Annotated in this window: 14 protein-coding genes and 1 pseudogene; 8 read left to right on the forward strand and 7 right to left on the reverse strand. The window is 67.1% G+C overall.

Translation table 11 applies throughout. From position 1 onward, the window contains the following. Nucleotides 1-36: 36 nt before the first annotated feature. Genes BM175_RS14030 through araD1 form a run of 3 tightly spaced genes read right to left on the reverse strand, consistent with a single transcriptional unit; the run spans nt 37 to nt 3,044 of the window. Nucleotides 37-1,107: an aldose epimerase family protein gene (locus tag BM175_RS14030; protein ID WP_090964055.1), complete on the reverse strand. Its 1,071-nt coding sequence runs from the start codon at nt 1,105-1,107 to the stop codon at nt 37-39. A gap of 3 nt (nt 1,108-1,110) precedes the next feature. Beyond that, nucleotides 1,111-2,037, reverse strand: a complete 927-nt coding sequence (locus BM175_RS14035; protein ID WP_090964057.1) for a Gfo/Idh/MocA family protein — start codon at nt 2,035-2,037, stop codon at nt 1,111-1,113. Between the two features lie 8 nt (nt 2,038-2,045). Beyond that, the gene (gene araD1 / locus BM175_RS14040; RefSeq protein ID WP_090964059.1) at nt 2,046-3,044 is read right to left on the reverse strand and encodes an AraD1 family protein; all 999 of its coding nucleotides are present in this window, start codon (nt 3,042-3,044) and stop codon (nt 2,046-2,048) included. A gap of 273 nt (nt 3,045-3,317) precedes the next feature. Between araD1 and BM175_RS14045 the strand changes: the two genes are divergently transcribed. Beyond that, entirely contained in the window at nt 3,318-4,715 is a 1,398-nt protein-coding gene (locus tag BM175_RS14045; RefSeq protein ID WP_090964061.1) for an MATE family efflux transporter, read from the forward strand. On the opposite strand, the gene BM175_RS14050 is transcribed toward BM175_RS14045, so the two are convergent. Further along, nucleotides 4,705-6,003, reverse strand: coding sequence for an L-fuconate dehydratase (locus BM175_RS14050; RefSeq protein ID WP_090964063.1), 1,299 nt, complete (start codon nt 6,001-6,003; stop codon nt 4,705-4,707). The two genes, BM175_RS14045 and BM175_RS14050, sit on opposite strands and share 11 nt — an antisense overlap. Nucleotides 6,004-6,054: 51 nt before the next feature. On the opposite strand from BM175_RS14050, the gene BM175_RS14055 reads away from it, so the two are divergent. From BM175_RS14055 to BM175_RS14085, 7 genes are all read left to right on the forward strand, one after another. Further along, nucleotides 6,055-6,909 carry an IclR family transcriptional regulator gene (locus BM175_RS14055; protein WP_090964065.1) on the forward strand — a complete coding sequence of 285 codons (855 nt, stop codon included), beginning with the start codon at nt 6,055-6,057 and terminating at the stop codon, nt 6,907-6,909. Further along, entirely contained in the window at nt 6,906-7,649 is a 744-nt protein-coding gene (locus tag BM175_RS14060) for an SDR family oxidoreductase (protein ID WP_090964067.1), read from the forward strand. Before BM175_RS14055 ends, BM175_RS14060 begins: the two co-directional genes overlap by 4 nt. An 11-nt stretch (nt 7,650-7,660) precedes the next feature. Continuing rightward, nucleotides 7,661-8,083, forward strand: a complete 423-nt coding sequence (locus tag BM175_RS14065) for an RbsD/FucU family protein (protein ID WP_090964069.1) — start codon at nt 7,661-7,663, stop codon at nt 8,081-8,083. Between the two features lie 125 nt (nt 8,084-8,208). Further along, nucleotides 8,209-9,189: an ABC transporter substrate-binding protein gene (locus tag BM175_RS14070; protein WP_055883711.1), complete on the forward strand. Its 981-nt coding sequence runs from the start codon at nt 8,209-8,211 to the stop codon at nt 9,187-9,189. Between the two features lie 110 nt (nt 9,190-9,299). Beyond that, nucleotides 9,300-10,847 (forward strand): sugar ABC transporter ATP-binding protein, encoded by a 1,548-nt coding sequence (locus tag BM175_RS14075; RefSeq protein WP_090964071.1) that lies wholly within the window; start codon nt 9,300-9,302, stop codon nt 10,845-10,847. 11 nt (nt 10,848-10,858) lie between these two features. Beyond that, on the forward strand, nt 10,859-11,842 hold the full coding sequence (locus BM175_RS14080; RefSeq protein ID WP_090964073.1) for an ABC transporter permease: 984 nt from the start codon (nt 10,859-10,861) through the stop codon (nt 11,840-11,842). Nucleotides 11,843-12,021: 179 nt separating this feature from the next. After that, entirely contained in the window at nt 12,022-12,408 is a 387-nt protein-coding gene (locus BM175_RS14085; RefSeq protein WP_175526860.1) for a response regulator, read from the forward strand. A gap of 13 nt (nt 12,409-12,421) precedes the next feature. Here the strand turns inward: BM175_RS14085 and BM175_RS14090 are convergent, their stop codons facing one another. The 3 genes and pseudogenes from BM175_RS14090 to BM175_RS14100 form a co-directional block, all read right to left on the reverse strand. After that, nucleotides 12,422-14,113, reverse strand: coding sequence for an AMP-binding protein (locus tag BM175_RS14090; protein ID WP_090964077.1), 1,692 nt, complete (start codon nt 14,111-14,113; stop codon nt 12,422-12,424). Continuing rightward, nucleotides 14,110-15,027 (reverse strand): annotated as a pseudogene (gene mmsB, locus BM175_RS14095) (3-hydroxyisobutyrate dehydrogenase); the annotation flags it as partial. The gene BM175_RS14090 and the pseudogene mmsB, both read right to left, overlap by 4 nt. A gap of 35 nt (nt 15,028-15,062) precedes the next feature. Continuing rightward, nucleotides 15,063-16,205 (reverse strand): acyl-CoA dehydrogenase family protein, encoded by a 1,143-nt coding sequence (locus BM175_RS14100; RefSeq protein WP_090964080.1) that lies wholly within the window; start codon nt 16,203-16,205, stop codon nt 15,063-15,065. Between the last annotated feature and the right edge of the window lie 29 nt (nt 16,206-16,234).

The following is a 16,234-nucleotide window of genomic DNA, read 5'->3' on the forward strand; positions in this document are numbered from 1 at the left end:
TCGGCCTCGGAGCCCTTGGGGGCGAGACCTGACACGTCAGGCATGCGTAAAGCGATAGGTCGAGCGGTGGCGATAGGTCGCGCCGGGCTCGAGCCGGGCCGAGGGATAGTCCGGCCGGTTGGGGCTGTCGGGGTAGCGCTGCGGCTCGAGGCACAAGGCGTCGCCCATGCGATGAACCAACCCGTTCTTTCCGACCGACGTCCCGTCGAGGAAGTTGCCGGAATAGAACTGAACGCCCGGCTGATCGGTCAGAAGCTGCATCGCGAGCCCGTTCGCCGGGTTGCGGACCGTGGCGGCCAGTCGCGGTTCGCCGTTCGATGCGCCCCGGATGCACCAGTTGTGATCGTAGCCCCGCCCCTGCCGGATCTGCTCCTCCGGCGCGCGGATGCGCTCACCAATGGGGTGCGGCGTGCGAAAATCGAAGGCTGTGCCTTCGACAGGAGCGCGTGCACCGAGCGGGATCGCCCCGTTGCCGACAGGCAGGAACTCGTCGGCCTCGATCGTCAGCTCATGGCCGAGAATGTCGGTCAACCGTTCGGTGCCGCCGAGGTTGAAGAAGGCATGGTTCGTCAGGTTGACGACGGTCGTCCGGTCCGCGCGGGCCTCGAATTCGATTTCGAGCTCGCCGGCGCGCAGGCGATAGGTGACGCTCGTGGCGAGTTCGCCGGGAAACCCGCCCTCGCCGTCCGGACTGGTGCGGGTGAAGCGCACGAAGGGCTCCGCGCCCTCCCCGGTCTCCGCGATGTCCCACAGATGCCGGTCGAAGCCTTCGGCACCGCCATGCAGGGCGTTATCGCCATCGTTCGCCGGCACCGAGAACGTCTTACCGTCGATCTGGAAAGTACCGCGCGCGATGCGGTTGGCGTATCGCCCGATCGTCGCCCCGTAGAAGCTGCGCGTTTCGACATAACCGCCAAGGTCGTCATGCCCCAGCACGACATCCTCGATACGCCCATCGCGATCGGGGACGAGGAGAGCCTGAAGCGTTGCGCCGTACGTCATGACGCGCGCCTCGATCCCCGCGGCGCGCAGGCATACCAGTTCGACCCGGCGGCCATCCGGCAGCAAGCCGAAGTCGCGTCGCTCCAGAGTCGCGCGCGTCGTCATCGATCAGCTTTCCACGAAGGCTTCGACGACATGCCGCCGTCCGAGGAGGAAGGCATCCGCGACGTGCTGGAGCGGCGACAGGTCGACGTCGATCCCCCCGGTCGCCGCCAGCTCGGCAAAGCGACGGTAGATCGCGGCATACTCGCGGTCGGGCTCGTCGAGGCGCACCTGCCCGTCGACCAGCATGCGCTTGCCACCGTCGGCGACGGTCAGCGAGCCGGCGTCGGTTTCGGCCATGATGTTCCAGATTTCGCCACGCGTCTCGCGCCAGTCGAAGTCGGCCTCCACCGGCACGCCCGCGCCGTCGGAGAAGGCGAGCGCCGCCGCGATGGGGGCCGCGCGGTTCTCCGGGAAGGACAGATCCGACTTCGTCAGGAAGACGGGACGCGGCAAGATGGCCGTGAGGATCGACAAGGCGTTGATGCCCGGATCGAAGACGCCGAGACCGCCGGGCTCCCAGATCCATTCCTGGCCGGGATGCCACTTGCGCACGTCTTCCTTCCACTCGATCCGAACCGAGCGAATCCGGCTCTGGGCCAGGAAGGCGCGGGCCGGCTCGACGGCGGGCGCGAAGCGCGAATGCCAGGTCGCGAAGAGCGAGACACCCTTCTCGCGCGCCAGCGCTTCGAGCGGCCGAACTTCGCTCACCGTCGCGCCCGGCGGCTTCTCGAGGAGCACGTGCTTGCCGGCGGACAACGCCGCATGCGCCAACTCATGACGGCCCTGCGGGGGCGTACAGAGCGCGACCGCCTCGAAGAGATCGGCGTGGCCGAGCATCTCATCGAGGGTCGAGAAGCACGCAACGCCATCGAGCGAGGCGTTGCGGCTGGCGACGGCGGTCAGCTCGACGCCCTCGACCGTGGCGATCGAGGGGACGTGCTGGTCGCGGGCGATCTTGCCGAGACCGACGATGGCAACGCGAAGGGTCATGGCAGGTCTCAGAGCGAGCGGACGGCGACAGGGGTCTCGCTGCCGGCGGTTTCAGCAAGCGGGTTCACCAGCGGCAGACGGAAGGGGCGCGCGTCGATCTCGAAGCGATCACCGGCCTGCGTCTTCACGCCATGCGTCACCGACAGCGTCGCCGTACCGAAGAAGTGGACGTGCAGGTCGCCGGGGCGACGGAACAGGTCGTACTTGAAGTGGTGATGCTCGAGGTTGGCGATCGTATGCGACATGTTCGCCTCGCCTGACAGGAACGGCTTGTCGAACACCAGCTCGCCGTCGCGGCGGATGCGCGAGGTGCCCTCGACGTGGTCGGGCAGCGCGCCGACCAGAAGCTCGGGACCGAGCGAAGCCTGACGGAGCTTGGAATGGGCGAGCCAGAGATAGTTGCCGCGCTCGATCACGTGGTCGGAGAACTCGTTCGACAGGCAGAAGCCGAGGCGAAACGGTGTGCCGTTCGGCCCGATCAGGTAGATGCCGGCGAGCTCCGGCTCCTCCCCGCCATCCTTGGCGAAGACGGGCGATGTCAGCGGCTCGCCGGGGCCGACGAGGCAGGAACCATCGCCCTTGTAGAACCACTCGGGCTGCACGCCGATCTCGCCGTCGGTTGGCTTGCCGCCCTCGAGACCCATGCGGAACATGCGCATGGAATCCGTTAGCTGCTCGCCGGCCTGCGCCTTATGCATCTTGTCGCGACCATCGGCCGAGCCGAGATGCGTGAGGCCCGTACCGGCGACGATGAAGTGCGCCGGGTCTGGATGATGGATCGGCATGAGGACGCGCCCCTCGGCCAGCGCCGCCTCCAGATCCACCGCCGCGCCGCGACCGGCCCGCTCAACTTCCTGCGCCAGCGTCGAGCCACGCGCCACGGTCGCCTGCGCAAGGTCGTAGGACGAGAAATAGCCGGGCACCACATGGCCCGCGCCCTCGTCTCCGGCCGCCACGACCTGCACCGCGCCGTTGCCGTCTTTCACCTGGAGGATTCGCAGAGCCATGGCCGTTCCACGCAACTAGAGATCGTTCGCAGGGTCGTCGGCGGCAGGAGCGCTTCGCCGTTCGGACGTTCGACAACCCAATTGTCTGCGTTATTTCGAACCGCTCCATTCTTGTCAATCGAGTACCTTGCAGCCGTTCCAAAGCGCGCACGAATTCGTCGCTGCGCTGCAGCACGCGCGGGCTCGTTCGCCTGCCTTGCCAATCTGGACAGGTGGCCGGGCGGGCGCTACCCACGCGCTACCCGTTCGGCGGGTGATGGGGGAGTTCGGGTCATGGTGTCGCTCGGGGCGAATGTCGAAGGCGGCGCCGGGGCCCCGACCTCGTGGGGCGCGCATTTGCGCGGCATGCTGCTGCTCGGCCTTCCGCTGATCGGCGCGCAGCTCGCGCAGATGTCGATCAACGTCACCAATACGATCCTGATCGGGCGGCTCGGCCCGGTGGAACTCGCCGCCGCCGTCCTCACGTCGCAGACCTTCTACGTCTTCTGGATGTTCGGCTCGGGCTTCGCCTACGCGGTGATGCCGATGGCGGCGGCCGCCAACGGTCGGCGCGACACGCGCGCAGTGCGTCGCTCGGTGCGCATGGGCCTCTGGGTGGTCGCAGCCTACAGCGCCGTCGTGATGATCCCGCTGTGGTTCACGCATGACATCTTCGTGGCCCTCGGACAGGACCCGCGCGTCGCAGAGCTCGGCGGCCACTACATGCGCATCCTGCAGTGGTCGATGCTGCCCTACCTCGCGACGTTCGTGCTGCGATCCTATCTCAGCGCGCTGGAGCGCCCGCGCCCGGTGCTCGTCATCACGGTGCTGGGCGCGCTGATCAACGCGCTCGCCAACTACGCGTTGATCTTCGGCAATTTCGGCCTTCCAGCGCTCGGGCTGACCGGCTCGGGCATCGCGTCGGTCACGACCTCGGTCTTCATCCTCGCCGCGCTCGTCGTCTACACGCGCGTGCTTCCGGCTCTCGCCCCTTACGATCTCTGGCGGCGGTTCCACCTGCCGGACTGGGAGGCGTTTGCCGAGGTGGCGCGTCTCGGCTGGCCGATCGGGGCGACGATCGTCGCCGAGGTCGGGCTGTTCACCGCCGCATCCGTGATGATGGGCTGGATCGGGACTGTGGAGCTGGCAGCCCACGGGATCGCCCTCCAGCTCGCCTCGATCTCGTTCATGGTCCCGCTTGGCCTCTCCAGCGCCGCCACGGTGCGCGTCGGCTCGGCCTATGGCCGCGGCAGCGCGGAGGACGTGTCGCGGGCCGCCCGTGTCGCCATGATGGTCGCGATCGGCATCGCGTTCTTCGCCGCCCTCCTGTTCTGGATGTTCCCCGAGCGCCTGATCGGCCTCTACCTCGACTTGGGCCAGCCGGACGCGGCGCGCGTGCTGACGACCGCGATCCCGCTCCTCTTCGTCGCCGCCGCGTTCCAGCTCATCGACGCCATGCAGGTCACGGCAAGCGGCGTGCTGCGCGGCCTGAAGGATACGCGCACGCCGATGCTGATCGCCGTCGGCAGCTACTGGGCGGTGGGCATGCCGATCGCCTACACCCTCGCCTTCCCGCTGGGATGGCAAGGGATCGGCGTCTGGTGGGGCCTCGCCGCGGGTCTGGCGGTCGCTGCCTTCTCGATGACCGCCCGCTATCTCCAGCGCGAGCGGAGCGGCCAGGTCACGGCCTGATCGCGCTGGCCTCGCCGCGATAGATGTGAGCCTCGATCGAGGCGCGCTTCATCTCGATCGAGAAGCCCGGCGCCTGCGGCGGCATGTAGCGACCGCCGCGCACGTCGCAGGGCTCGACGAAATGCTCGTGGAGGTGATCGACATACTCGGCCACGCGTCCCTCCATCGTGCCGGAGACGACGAGGTAGTCGATCATCGACAGATGCTGCACATACTCGCAGAGGCCGACGCCGCCGGCATGCGGACAGACGGGCTTCCCGTACTTGGCCGCCATCAGCATGATCGCGAGGTTCTCGTTCAGCCCGCCAACCCGCGCGGCATCGATCTGCACTACGTCGATCGCGTCGGCCTGCAGGAACTGCTTGAACATGATCCGGTTCTGGCACATTTCGCCGGTCGCGACCTTGATCGGCGCGACGCCGGCCCTGATCTCGCCGTGGCCGAGAACGTCGTCCGGCGACGTCGGCTCCTCGATGAACCAGGGGCGGAACTCGGCGAGATTCCTCACCCAGTCGATCGCTTCGCCGACCTCCCAGACCTGATTGGCATCGATCATCAGGGTGCGGTCCGGCCCGATCTCCTCGCGCACGATCCGGCAGCGACGGATGTCGTCCTCGAGGTCGCGGCCGACCTTCAGCTTGAAGTGCGTCCAGCCCTCCGCCATCCCCTCGCGGCAGAGCCGTCGCATCTTCTCGTCGTCATAGCCGAGCCAGCCGGCCGAGGTCGTGTAGGTCGGGTAGCCCTTCTGCGAAAGGATCGCGATCCGCTCGGCCTTGCCCTCTTCGGCGCGCTGAAGAATCGCGTGCGCTTCGTCGCGGGTCAACGCGTTCGACAGGTAGCGGAAATCGATGAGATCGAGGACCTGATCCGGCGTCATGTCGGCGATCAACCGCCAGACCGGCTTGCCTTCGCGCTTGGCCCACAGATCCCAGACGGCGTTGACCACGGCGCCGATCGCCATGTGCATCACGCCCTTGTCGGGACCGAGCCAGCGCAGCTGGCTGTCGCCCGTGATCCGGCGCCAGAAGCCGCCCATATCGGCGGCGACATCGCCGATCGACACCCCGACAACGCGCTCGGCGGCGGCGCGAATGGCGGATGTGACGAGATCGTTGCCGCGCCCGATCGTGAACGCGAGGCCATGCCCTTCGAGATCGCCGTCGGTGCGCAGGACCACGTAGGCCGCTGAGTAGTCCGGGTCCGGGTTCATGGCGTCGGACCCGTCGAGCTTCATCGACGTGGCGAAGCGAATGTCGAATGTCTCGAAGCTCGTAATTGTGGTGGACATGCCCGATGATCCCTGTTCATATATGAAAACTGAAATCACCAGCGGAACTGCATGTCAATCGCGCGCAACGATGCCTCGGCCGAAGATGCCGCCCGCTACAGCGCCCCGGCGCTGGAGAAGGGGCTGGACATCCTCGAGCATCTATCGTCGACGCGCGCAGCCCTGAACCTCGGCGAACTTGCCGATGCCCTGGGGCGCACGCGAAGCGAGATTTTCCGGATGGTGGCGGTGCTGGAAGCACGCGGCTATCTCGACCGCGAGGGGACCGACCGGTTCGTCGTCGCGGACAAGCTGTTCCGCCTCGGACTGAATCGTCCGCTCCACAGGTCCCTTACCGAAGCCGCCCTCCCCGTCATGCGGGACTTCGCCGAGACCAGCGGCTATTCCTGCCATCTCGCCGTGCCAAGCGGTACGCAGATGGTGGTGATCGCCCGCGTGGAGAGCGTTTCGCACATCGGCTTCTCCGTGCGCATCGGCTACCGACAGCCGCTCGTGCGCACCGGCTCCGGCCACTGCCTCCTCGCGTTCATGAGCGAGCGGCGCCGCGAGCGGACGCTTCAGGCCATCGCGGCCGAGGATCCCGATTTCGACTTCGTGGCGCTCGGCGCTCGCCTCGAAGCGTTCCGCGAGGCAGGGCGCGTCGTCCGTGCCTCCGGCATCACCGAAGGCGTCACCGATGTCTCGCTGCCGATCTTCGACCCCGACGACACGGGCGCGGTTGCCGCGCTCACCTGCCCGCACCTTCGCATCCTGAGCGATCCGGTGGAGCCCGAAACCCTCGGCCACGAGGTGGCGAAGGCTGCCGATCGTATCACCGCGGCGCTCGCCGCCCCCGTAGCTGCGCCGTTCGAGGACGCGGTCGCGGTAGCAGTAGGGAGCGGGACCAACAAAGGAGACCGCATTTGACCCAACGTCTTGCCGGACAGCGTGCAGTGGTGACGGCCGCCGCGCAGGGCATCGGCCGCGCGACGGCACTCGCCTTCGCGCGCGAAGGTGCCGAGGTCATCGCGTCCGACATCAACGAAGAGCGCTTGGCCGACCTTGCCTCCGAACCCGGCATCACGACGCGCCGCCTCGACGTGCGCGACGCGGCGGCCGTCAGCGCCTTTGCGGGAGAAGTCGGGCGTGCCGACATTCTTTTCAACTGCGCGGGCTTCGTCCACGCGGGCACCATCCTCGACTGCACCGACGAGGAGTTCGATTTTGCCTTCGATCTCAACGTACGCTCGATGTTCCGGATGGTCCGCGCCTTTCTGCCGGCGATGATCGACGGCGGCGGTGGATCGATCGTCAACATCGCGTCGGTCGCCTCGTCCGTGATCGCCGCGCCCAACCGCTTCGTCTACGGCGCGTCCAAGGCGGCGGTGATCGGCCTCACCAAGTCCGTCGCGGCCGATTTCGTGGCCAAGGGCGTGCGCGCCAACGCGATCTGCCCGGGCACGGTGGAAAGTCCGTCGCTGGAGGATCGCATGCGGGCCACCGGCGACCTCGAGGCGGCGCGCGTCGCCTTCGCGGCCCGCCAGCCGATGGGCCGTCTCGGGCGTCCCGAAGAAATCGCAGCCCTTGCCGTCTATCTCGCCTCGCACGAATCGGATTTCGTGACGGGCCAGGCGATTTCGATCGACGGCGGCTGGACCAACATCTGAGCGGGGACGTCATGCTGCGCAACATCCATCCGATGCTGGGGCCCGACCTCCTGCATGCCCTGCGCTCGCTCGGACACGGCGACGAACTGGTCATCTCCGACGCGAACTTCCCCTCGCATTCGCTCGGGCCCCGCGTCGTGCGTCTCGACGGGATCGACGCCGTCGCCGCCGCGGACGCGATCCTCGCCCACCTGCCGCTCGACACGTTCGTCGAAGCCGCCGCGTTCCGCATGGAGGTCGTCGGCGATCCCGACGCTGTCACGCCGATTGCCGAAGAATTCGCCGAGGTCGTCCGCCGGCGCGCGGGCGACTTCCCGATCCGCTCGCTGGAACGCTTCGCGTTCTACGAGCGCGCCAGAACGGCATCCCTGATCGTCGCCACGGGTGAGACCCGCCATTACGGCAACCTCATCCTGAAGACGGGGGTGCTCTGAACCGCCGTATTCCAGCGACTTCGAGCTGCGAGGCCCTTGCCAACCAGTTCCACCGCCGATACGGTATGATTATGCCAATCATAAGAAGAACCGGAATAAACGGTCCATTTTTGGGAGGAACCCAGATGTCTCTGAAGCTTACCCGCCGGCTCGCACTCGCCGGTATCGCCGCAGCCACTCTCGCCCTCGGCCTGCCGAGCGGACCGGCGCTGGCGCAGCAGCCGACCATTCCGATCATCGTCAAGGACACGACGTCCTTCTACTGGCAGATCGTTCTAGCCGGCGCCCGCAAGGCGGGCCAGGATCTCGGCGTCAACGTGCCCGAGCTCGGCGCGCAAGCCGAGACCGACATCAACGGCCAGATTTCGATCCTCGAGAACGCCGTCGCCGGCAACCCGGCCGCCATCGTGATCGCGCCGACCGAGCGCACTGCCCTCGGCCCCCCGATCACCGAAGCCGCCAAGTCGGTTCCGATCATCGGCATCGACTCCTCGGCCGAATCCACCGCCTTCACCTCGTTCCTCACCACCGACAACGTCCAGGGCGGCCGCATCGCTGCCGACGGTCTGGCCGCTGCGATCAAGGCGAAGACGGGCAAGGAAGAGGGTGAAGTCGCCCTCATCACCAACGCGCCGAACGCCGGCTCGCTGGAAGAGCGCAAGAAGGGCTTCATCGAACAGCTCGCCAAGCACCCCGGCCTGAAGCTCGTGGCCGATCGCTACGCCGACGGCCAGGCCGCGACCGGCCTGAACATCACGACCGACCTTCTGACCGCCAACCCGAACCTCGTCGGCATCTTCGCCTCCAACCTGATCATGGCGCAGGGCGCCGGTCAGGCGGTCGCCGAGAACGGCGTGAAGGACAAGGTCGCGCTGATCGGCTTCGATAGCGACGACCGTCTCGTCGGCTTCCTGAAGGACGGCGTGATCTCCGGTCTCGTGGTCCAGGATCCGTACCGGATGGGCTACGACGGCATCAAGACGGCGCTCGCCGCCTCCAAGAAGGAGACGGTCGAGAAGAACGTTGACACCGGCGCCAACCTCGTCACCACCGAGAACATGAACGAGCCGCGCTCGCAGGAGCTGCTCAACCCGAAGGTCAAGTAACGACCATCGGTCGGCGGGCGGCTCCGGTCGCCCGCCTCGCCTGATGCAGGCTCGCGCCCGTCGTCTGCCCCGCGGACGGCGCGCTTCGACGCAGCGCTTCGGAGGGTGACATGTCCCCCACGCATCACGATCCCCTACCCGTCGATCTTCATCCCACGTCGGACCCGCTTCCGGCCGCGGGCACGACGATCCTTGAACTGCGCCAGCTCGCCAAGAGCTACGGCCCGGTGCTTGCGCTGAAGCCCGCCTCGCTCGCCTTCAAGGCCGGCGAAGTGCACGCGATCGTCGGCGAGAACGGCGCAGGCAAGTCGACGCTGATCAAGCTCCTCACCGGCGTGATCCGTCGCACCAGCGGCGAGGTCCTGTGGCAGGGCAAGCCGGTCGATCTCGCGACCCCGCAGGAAGCGATCGATCACGGCATCAACGCCGTGCACCAGGAAGTGGTGCTGTGCCGGCACCTGTCGGTCGCCGCCAACATCTTCCTCGGCGACGAGAGCGTTCGCTTCGGCCTCCTTCAGAAGCGCAAGATGAACGAGGCCGCGCAGGCGATCCTCGACGATCTCGGCTTCCATCTGCCGGCCGAGGCCGAGCTCGGCTCGCTCACGATCGGCCAGCAGCAGCTGGTCGCCACAGCCCGCGCCTCGCTGCGCGGGACGCGCTTCCTGATCTTCGATGAGCCGACCGCCTACCTGACGCGTCAGGAGGCCGCCCAGCTCTTCACGCTGATCCGCCGCCTCAAGTCCGAAGGCGTGACGATCGTCTACATCAGCCATCGCATGGAGGAGATCTTCGAGCTCGCCGACCGCGTGTCGGTCTTGCGCGACGGCACCCATGTCGGCACCCGGCTGATCGGCGAGACCAACGACGCCGAACTCGTCGCGATGATGATCAACCGCTCGCTGGATCAGATCTATCACAAGGACGACGTGCCGATCGGCGCCCCGCTGATCGAGGCGCGCAACCTCTCAGGCGCCGGCTTCTCCGACGTTTCGCTCACCGTTCGGGCGGGCGAGATCGTCGGGCTCTACGGCCTGATCGGCGCGGGTCGCAGCGAGTTCGCGCTCAGCCTCTTCGGGCGCAATCCGAAGACCGACGGGCAGATCCTCTGGAAGGGGCAGCCGGTCGACATTGCGACCGAGCGCAAGGCGATCGATCTCGGCATCGCGCTCGCGCCCGAAAGCCGCCGCGACCAGGGTCTCGCCCTCAATCTCCCGATCGGGCTGAACCTCAACCTTCCGATCTACGACCGGCTGACGAAGGGGATCACGATCTCCTCGCGGATGGAGGCCGAGCACGCCGACCGGCAGATCAAGAACCTGTCGATCAAGACCCCCAGCCGCCGGTCGCTGGCGTCGTCCATGTCGGGCGGCAACCAGCAGAAGATCGTCATCGGCAAGTGGCTCAACCACGGGGCCGAAGTCTTCATCTTCGACGAGCCGACGGTCGGCGTCGACGTGGGCACCAAAGCCGAGATCTACCGGCTCTTCGGCCAGCTCCTGAAGAACGGCGCCGGCATCCTCCTCATCTCGTCGTATCTGCCGGAAGTCTACGAACTGGCCGACACGCTGCACGTGTTCCGTGGCGGCCGCCTCGTCGGCTCGCACGGCTTCCACCAGTCCACGCACGAGGACATTCTCACCCAGGCGATCGGCGTCTGAACGAGGCGAACATGACCATTCAAAGCTCCAACGCCGATGCCGTCGCCGCCCTGAAGAAGCCGCGCCGCAACTTCGGCTTCCTGTTCGCGCTGACCCTTCTCGGCCTCCTGGTCGCGCTCTGGGTCTTCCTGGCCTTCGCGACGCCGACCTTCGCCACCGCCAACAACATCTCGAACCTTCTGCGTCAGGGCTCGATGATCGCGATCCTGGCGATCGGCCAGACCTTCGTCATCATCACCGCCGGCATCGACCTCTCGGTCGGCGCCGTTGTCGGCTTCTCGACGACCGTCATCGCCTATCTGCTGCAGGCCGGGTTTCCGGTCTGGCTATCGGTGATCCTGACCCTCGTGATGGGTCTGGCGATCGGCCTATTCCACGGGTTCGGCATCGTGAAGATGGGCCTGCCGCCCTTCATCATCACGCTGGCGACGCTGACCGCGCTGCGCGGCATCGGCCTCGTCATCACCAACGGCTCGACGATCTCGATCACCGATCCGGCCTTCAACGAGTTCTCGCGCAACAGCTTCCTCGGCATCCCGAACCTCTTCTGGATGGTGATCGTGGTGGCGGTGCCGGCCTTCGTCTTCCTGCACCGCTCGCGGTTCGGCCGCTACCTCTTCGCGGTCGGCTCCAACCCGGAAGCCGCACGCCTGTCCGGCGTCAACGTCTCGCGCACCATCTACATGGCCTATTCGCTGTCGGCGATCTGTGCCGCCTTCGTCGGCGTGCTGCTCGCCACCCGCATCGGCGTCGGCAACGCGACGCAGGCCGAGGGCTGGGAGCTTCAGGCGATCGCGTCGTCGGTCATCGGCGGCACCAGTCTCTTCGGCGCCGTGGGCTCGATCCACGGCCCGCTGATCGGCGCCTTCATCCTCGCCACGATCAACAACGGCGCCAATCTCCTGAACGTCAATTCGTTCTGGCAGCGGATCATCACCGGCGGCCTGATCATCGTCATCGTCTACTTCGATCAGCTTCGCCGACGCCGCAGCTGATGTGACACGCGGGTGACAGGCGGCCGGGAACCTCCGCTGGTTCCCGGCCGCTTATCTGTTCGGAAGGAACTTCCGCCCCATACTACGGCTTTGACGAAGGCGGTGCTCGAAGGCATGCCGCCGCGCCCTCTGCGGTCGCCCCCGGCGACTTCGGTTCGAGTTGAGTGAGGTCGGTTTTCGTGGCAGCGACAAGTTCGACACTGGCGGGCAAGCACGTGCTGGTCGTCGAAGACGAGTTCCTCGTCGCCATCGACATCGAGGCGGAACTGCAGGACAACGGAGCGCGCGTCACCTGTGCGGCGACGCTCGCGGTCGCCGAGGCTTGCGCAAAGAACGAGCATTTCGACGCCGCGATTCTCGACGTCAACCTTCATGGCAAGGCGTCCTATCCGGTCGCCGACTACCTCAGGCAGGTCGACGTTCCCTTCCTCTTCCATACGGGACAAGGAGAGAAGCGCGTGCTGACCGAGCGCTACCCCGGTGTGGAAGTGTGCAACAAGCCCTGCGACGGCACCGCGCTCGTCTCGATGCTCGGGCGCGTCCTGCGGACAGCGCGCCACGCCTGACTGCGCCTCGGCCTCAGGCGCCGAGCTGGCGCTCCGTGAACTGGGCCAGCACCATATCATCGGTGATCTCGCCGCTCGCCTGACGACGCAGTTCCACGCGGCGGATCTTCCCCGACACCGTCTTCGGCAGGTCCGACACGATCACGAGTTCGCGGATGCGCTTGAACGGCGCGAGCCGTTGCACGGCGTGAGCGTGGATCGCTCGGGCGCTGTCGATATCGGCCCGTGCCCCGTCCACCAGCACCACGAAGGCGCGTGGAACGGCAAGCCGCAAGGGATCGGCAAGGGGCACGACCGCAGCCTCACGAACGAGTTCGTGTTCGATCAGGACGCTTTCCAGCTCAAACGGGCTGATGCGGTAGTCCGACGACTTGAAGACGTCGTCCGATCGCCCGACGAAGGTGAGCCCGCCTCCATCATCGCGATACGCCACGTCTCCGGTCCGGTAGACATCACCGTCCGCCCCGAACAATGATCCGTCGGCACCGAGATAGCCGGCCATCAGGCCCGCGGGCCTCGCACCCCCGATACGAACGCAGACCTCGCCTTCTTCCGCAGGACGATCGTCGGCATCGAGAATCTCAATCTCGTAGCCCGGCAGCGGCCGACCCATGGAGCCCGGCGTGGTTCGAAGACCTGGACTGTTGGCCACCATGGCGGTGGTCTCGGTCTGGCCATAGCCGTCGCGGATCCGCAAACCCCAGGCCGCACGAACCTGCTCGATGATCTCGGGGTTCAGCGGCTCGCCGGCCGCGCAGAGTTCGCGCAGAGAGTGCCGGGTGGCGCGTAGATCTTCCTGCACGATATGCCGCCATACGGTGGGCGGTGCGCAAAGGGTGGTCGCCCCCGCGCTGGCGATCGCGGCCAGCAGGACTTTCGCATCGAAGCGCGCCTGATTGATGATGAGGACGCATGCCCCGGCATTCCAGGGCGCGAAGAACGAACTCCAGGCGTGTTTCGCCCAGCCCGGCGACGACACGTTGAGATGCACGTCCCCCGGCCGCAACCCCAGCCAGTACATCGTGGACAAGGCGCCGGTCGGATAGCTGCGATGCGTGTGCATCACGAGCTTCGGCTTGGCCGTCGTGCCCGAGGTGAAATAAAGCAGCAGCGGATCGTCGCCGCGTGTCTCCCCCTCCGGAACGAACGTCGAGGGGGCATCCGACCGCCCATCGAGCGACGTCCACCCCGCGCGGTCCGGTGCACCGGCGACGAGCCGGAGGCCCCCAAACCCGGCCTCGTCGACCTTGACGCATTGGAGAGGGTCGGTGACGACCGCCTTGACCGCGCCCCGCTCGATCCGGTCCGCGAGTTCGCTCGCGGTGAGGAGGAGCGTTGCCGGGATCACGACGACGCCGAGCTTGAACGCGGCGAGCATAACTTCCCAGAGCAGCGGCTCGTTTCCCATCAGCAGAAGCAGACGGTCGCCGCGCCCAAGGCCCTCGGCGCGAAGCATATTGGCCAAGCGGTTCGACCGCTCGGAGAGCTCCGCGAAGCTGACACTCTCCTCCGAACCCGTCGCGCAGTCCACGATCCGAAGTGCGGGACGATCCCGGACGTCGGGATCGGCAGCCAGAACACCGTCGAACCAATCCAGCGCCCAGTTGAAGGTCTCCGCTTCCGGCCACCGAAAACCGGCGCGCGCGGCATCGAGATCGTCCCGGTGAGCCAGAAGGAAGTCGCGCGCTTCCAGAAGCGACGTCATCGTGCGGTCTCCCCGCCGGTCGGCGACATGCCGCGTAGAAACTCGATCATGCCGGAGAAGTCGCGATCGCCGCCCCCCTCCTCCACCAGACGGTCGTAGAGGGCGCGAGCGAGCGCGCCCATCGGGGTCTCAACGTCGGCATCGCCAGCCGCCGCCTGCGACAGGCCAAGGTCCTTCGCCATCAGCGCCGATGCGAAGCCCGGCCGATATCCGTTGTTGGCAGGCGAAGCGGGCACCGGACCGGGGACGGGGCAGTAGCTCGTCAGCGACCAGCACTGGCCGGAGGATTTCGAGGCCACATCGAACAGCGCCTGATGCGAGAGCCCGAGCTTCTCGGCCAGCGTGAAGGCCTCGCAGACCCCGATCATCGAAATTCCGAGGATCATGTTGTTGCAGATCTTCGCGGCCTGGCCCGTCCCCGGCTCGCCGCAATGGACGATCCGGCCGGCCATGGGTTCGAGGATCGGCCGCGCCCGATCGACCGCTGCGTCCTCCCCGCCGAGCATGAAGGTCAGCGTCCCGGCCTCGGCGCCGCCCGTCCCACCCGACACCGGGGCGTCGACGGACTGCAACCCATGCTGGAGGGCGGACGCATGGATCGACCGCGCGCTGGCGATGTCGATCGAAGAGCAGTCGATGTGAAGGGCACCCTTCGGCAGCTGCGGATAGGCCTCCGAGCAAACCGCGACGACATGGCGACCAGCCGGCAGCATCGTGACGAGGACGTCGGCTCCGTTCAACGCTTCCGCCAGAGAGCCGGCCGTCACCACGCCGGCCGATCGAACCGCTTCCAGTGCGGCGGGTGCGGCGTCGAAAGCGCGAACGCTCGCGCCGGCAACGGAAAGCCGGGAGACCATCGGCCGCCCCATGTTGCCGAGGCCGATGAAGGCGATGGTCGGTGTCGTCATGATGGTTCCCTTCCCGCGTCGTTCGGCTGGCGTTCGGGCTTCTAGCGGCCCATGACCTGCCGGGAGACGATCACACGCATGATCTCGTTGGTTCCCTCGAGAATCTGATGGACCCGAAGGTCGCGGACGATCTTCTCCAGCCCATAGTCGGCGAGATAGCCGTAGCCGCCGTGCATTTGCAGCGCCTCGTTGGCGATCGCGAAGCCCTTGTCGGTGCAGACCCGTTTGGCCATGGCGCAGAGCGTGGTCGCGTCCACGTCCCCCGCATCGAGCGCCGCTGCGGCACGCCAGAGGATGCTGCGGCCGACTTCCAGATCGGTCGCCGCATCCGCCATCCGGAAACGCAGGGCTTGATGTTCGGCCAGTCGTTTGCCGAAGGTCCGGCGCTCGCTCATGTAGGCGATCGCCTTGTCAAGCGCGGCCCAGGCACCGCCGAGGGAGCAGGCCGCGATGTTGAGCCGCCCGCCGTCGAGGCCGGCCATCGCGATCGCAAACCCTTGTCCCTCAACGCCGAGTCGGTAGGCCGCGGGAATCCGGCAGTTCTCGAAGATCAGCGCGCGGGTCGGCTGGGCGTTCCAACCCATCTTCTGCTCGTTGGAGCCGAAGGTCAGGCCGGGCGTATCGCCCGGAACCAGGAAGGCGGAGATGCCGGAAGGCCCCTCGCCGCCTGTCCGCGCCATGACGACATAGACATCAGCCAGTCCGCCACCCGAGATGAACTGCTTGGTACCGTCGAGGCGGTAGTGATCGCCGTCCGGCAGCGCTCGGGTGCGCAGCGATCCGGCGTCGGACCCCGCATCCGGTTCGGTAAGCGCGTAGGCCGCGATCGCATCCATGGACGCGAGGCGCGGTAGCCAGACGTCGCGCAGGGCGGGCGGGCCATGCCGGGAGATCATCCAGGTCGCCATGTTGTGGATCGACAGGAAGGCCGCGACACTCGGGCATCCCGTCGCCAGCGCCTCGAAGATCACCGCGGCGTCAAGCCGGCCCAAGCCGGAACCGCCGAGCGCTTCCTCGACATAGATGGCACCCATTCCGAGCGCGGCGGCTTCGCGCAGCGTCCCGATCGGCAATTCCCGATAGCGGTCCCAGGCGCCCGCAAACGGCGCGATCTTTTCCGCCGCGAACTCCAGCGCCACCGCGCGGATGGCCTCCCGGTCCGCACCGAGTGCGAAAGCATTCATGGCATCCTCCCGCCTGGCCGCATCTGCGT

This window comes from Aureimonas phyllosphaerae (assembly GCF_900113065.1).
Classification (GTDB): Bacteria; Pseudomonadota; Alphaproteobacteria; order Rhizobiales; family Rhizobiaceae; genus Aureimonas; species Aureimonas phyllosphaerae.

Coding starts and splice junctions, on each gene's coding strand:
- BM175_RS14075 (WP_090964071.1), top strand. CDS start 9,300: ATGTCCCCCACGCATCACGATCCCCTACCCGTCGATCTTCATCCCACG.
- araD1 (WP_090964059.1), bottom strand. CDS start 3,044: ATGGCTCTGCGAATCCTCCAGGTGAAAGACGGCAACGGCGCGGTGCAG.
- BM175_RS14065 (WP_090964069.1), top strand. CDS start 7,661: ATGCTGCGCAACATCCATCCGATGCTGGGGCCCGACCTCCTGCATGCC.
- BM175_RS14045 (WP_090964061.1), top strand. CDS start 3,318: ATGGTGTCGCTCGGGGCGAATGTCGAAGGCGGCGCCGGGGCCCCGACC.
- BM175_RS14030 (WP_090964055.1), bottom strand. CDS start 1,107: ATGACGACGCGCGCGACTCTGGAGCGACGCGACTTCGGCTTGCTGCCG.
- BM175_RS14050 (WP_090964063.1), bottom strand. CDS start 6,003: ATGTCCACCACAATTACGAGCTTCGAGACATTCGACATTCGCTTCGCC.
- BM175_RS14100 (WP_090964080.1), bottom strand. CDS start 16,205: ATGAATGCTTTCGCACTCGGTGCGGACCGGGAGGCCATCCGCGCGGTG.
- BM175_RS14055 (WP_090964065.1), top strand. CDS start 6,055: ATGTCAATCGCGCGCAACGATGCCTCGGCCGAAGATGCCGCCCGCTAC.
- BM175_RS14080 (WP_090964073.1), top strand. CDS start 10,859: ATGACCATTCAAAGCTCCAACGCCGATGCCGTCGCCGCCCTGAAGAAG.
- BM175_RS14090 (WP_090964077.1), bottom strand. CDS start 14,113: ATGACGTCGCTTCTGGAAGCGCGCGACTTCCTTCTGGCTCACCGGGAC.
- BM175_RS14070 (WP_055883711.1), top strand. CDS start 8,209: ATGTCTCTGAAGCTTACCCGCCGGCTCGCACTCGCCGGTATCGCCGCA.
- BM175_RS14035 (WP_090964057.1), bottom strand. CDS start 2,037: ATGACCCTTCGCGTTGCCATCGTCGGTCTCGGCAAGATCGCCCGCGAC.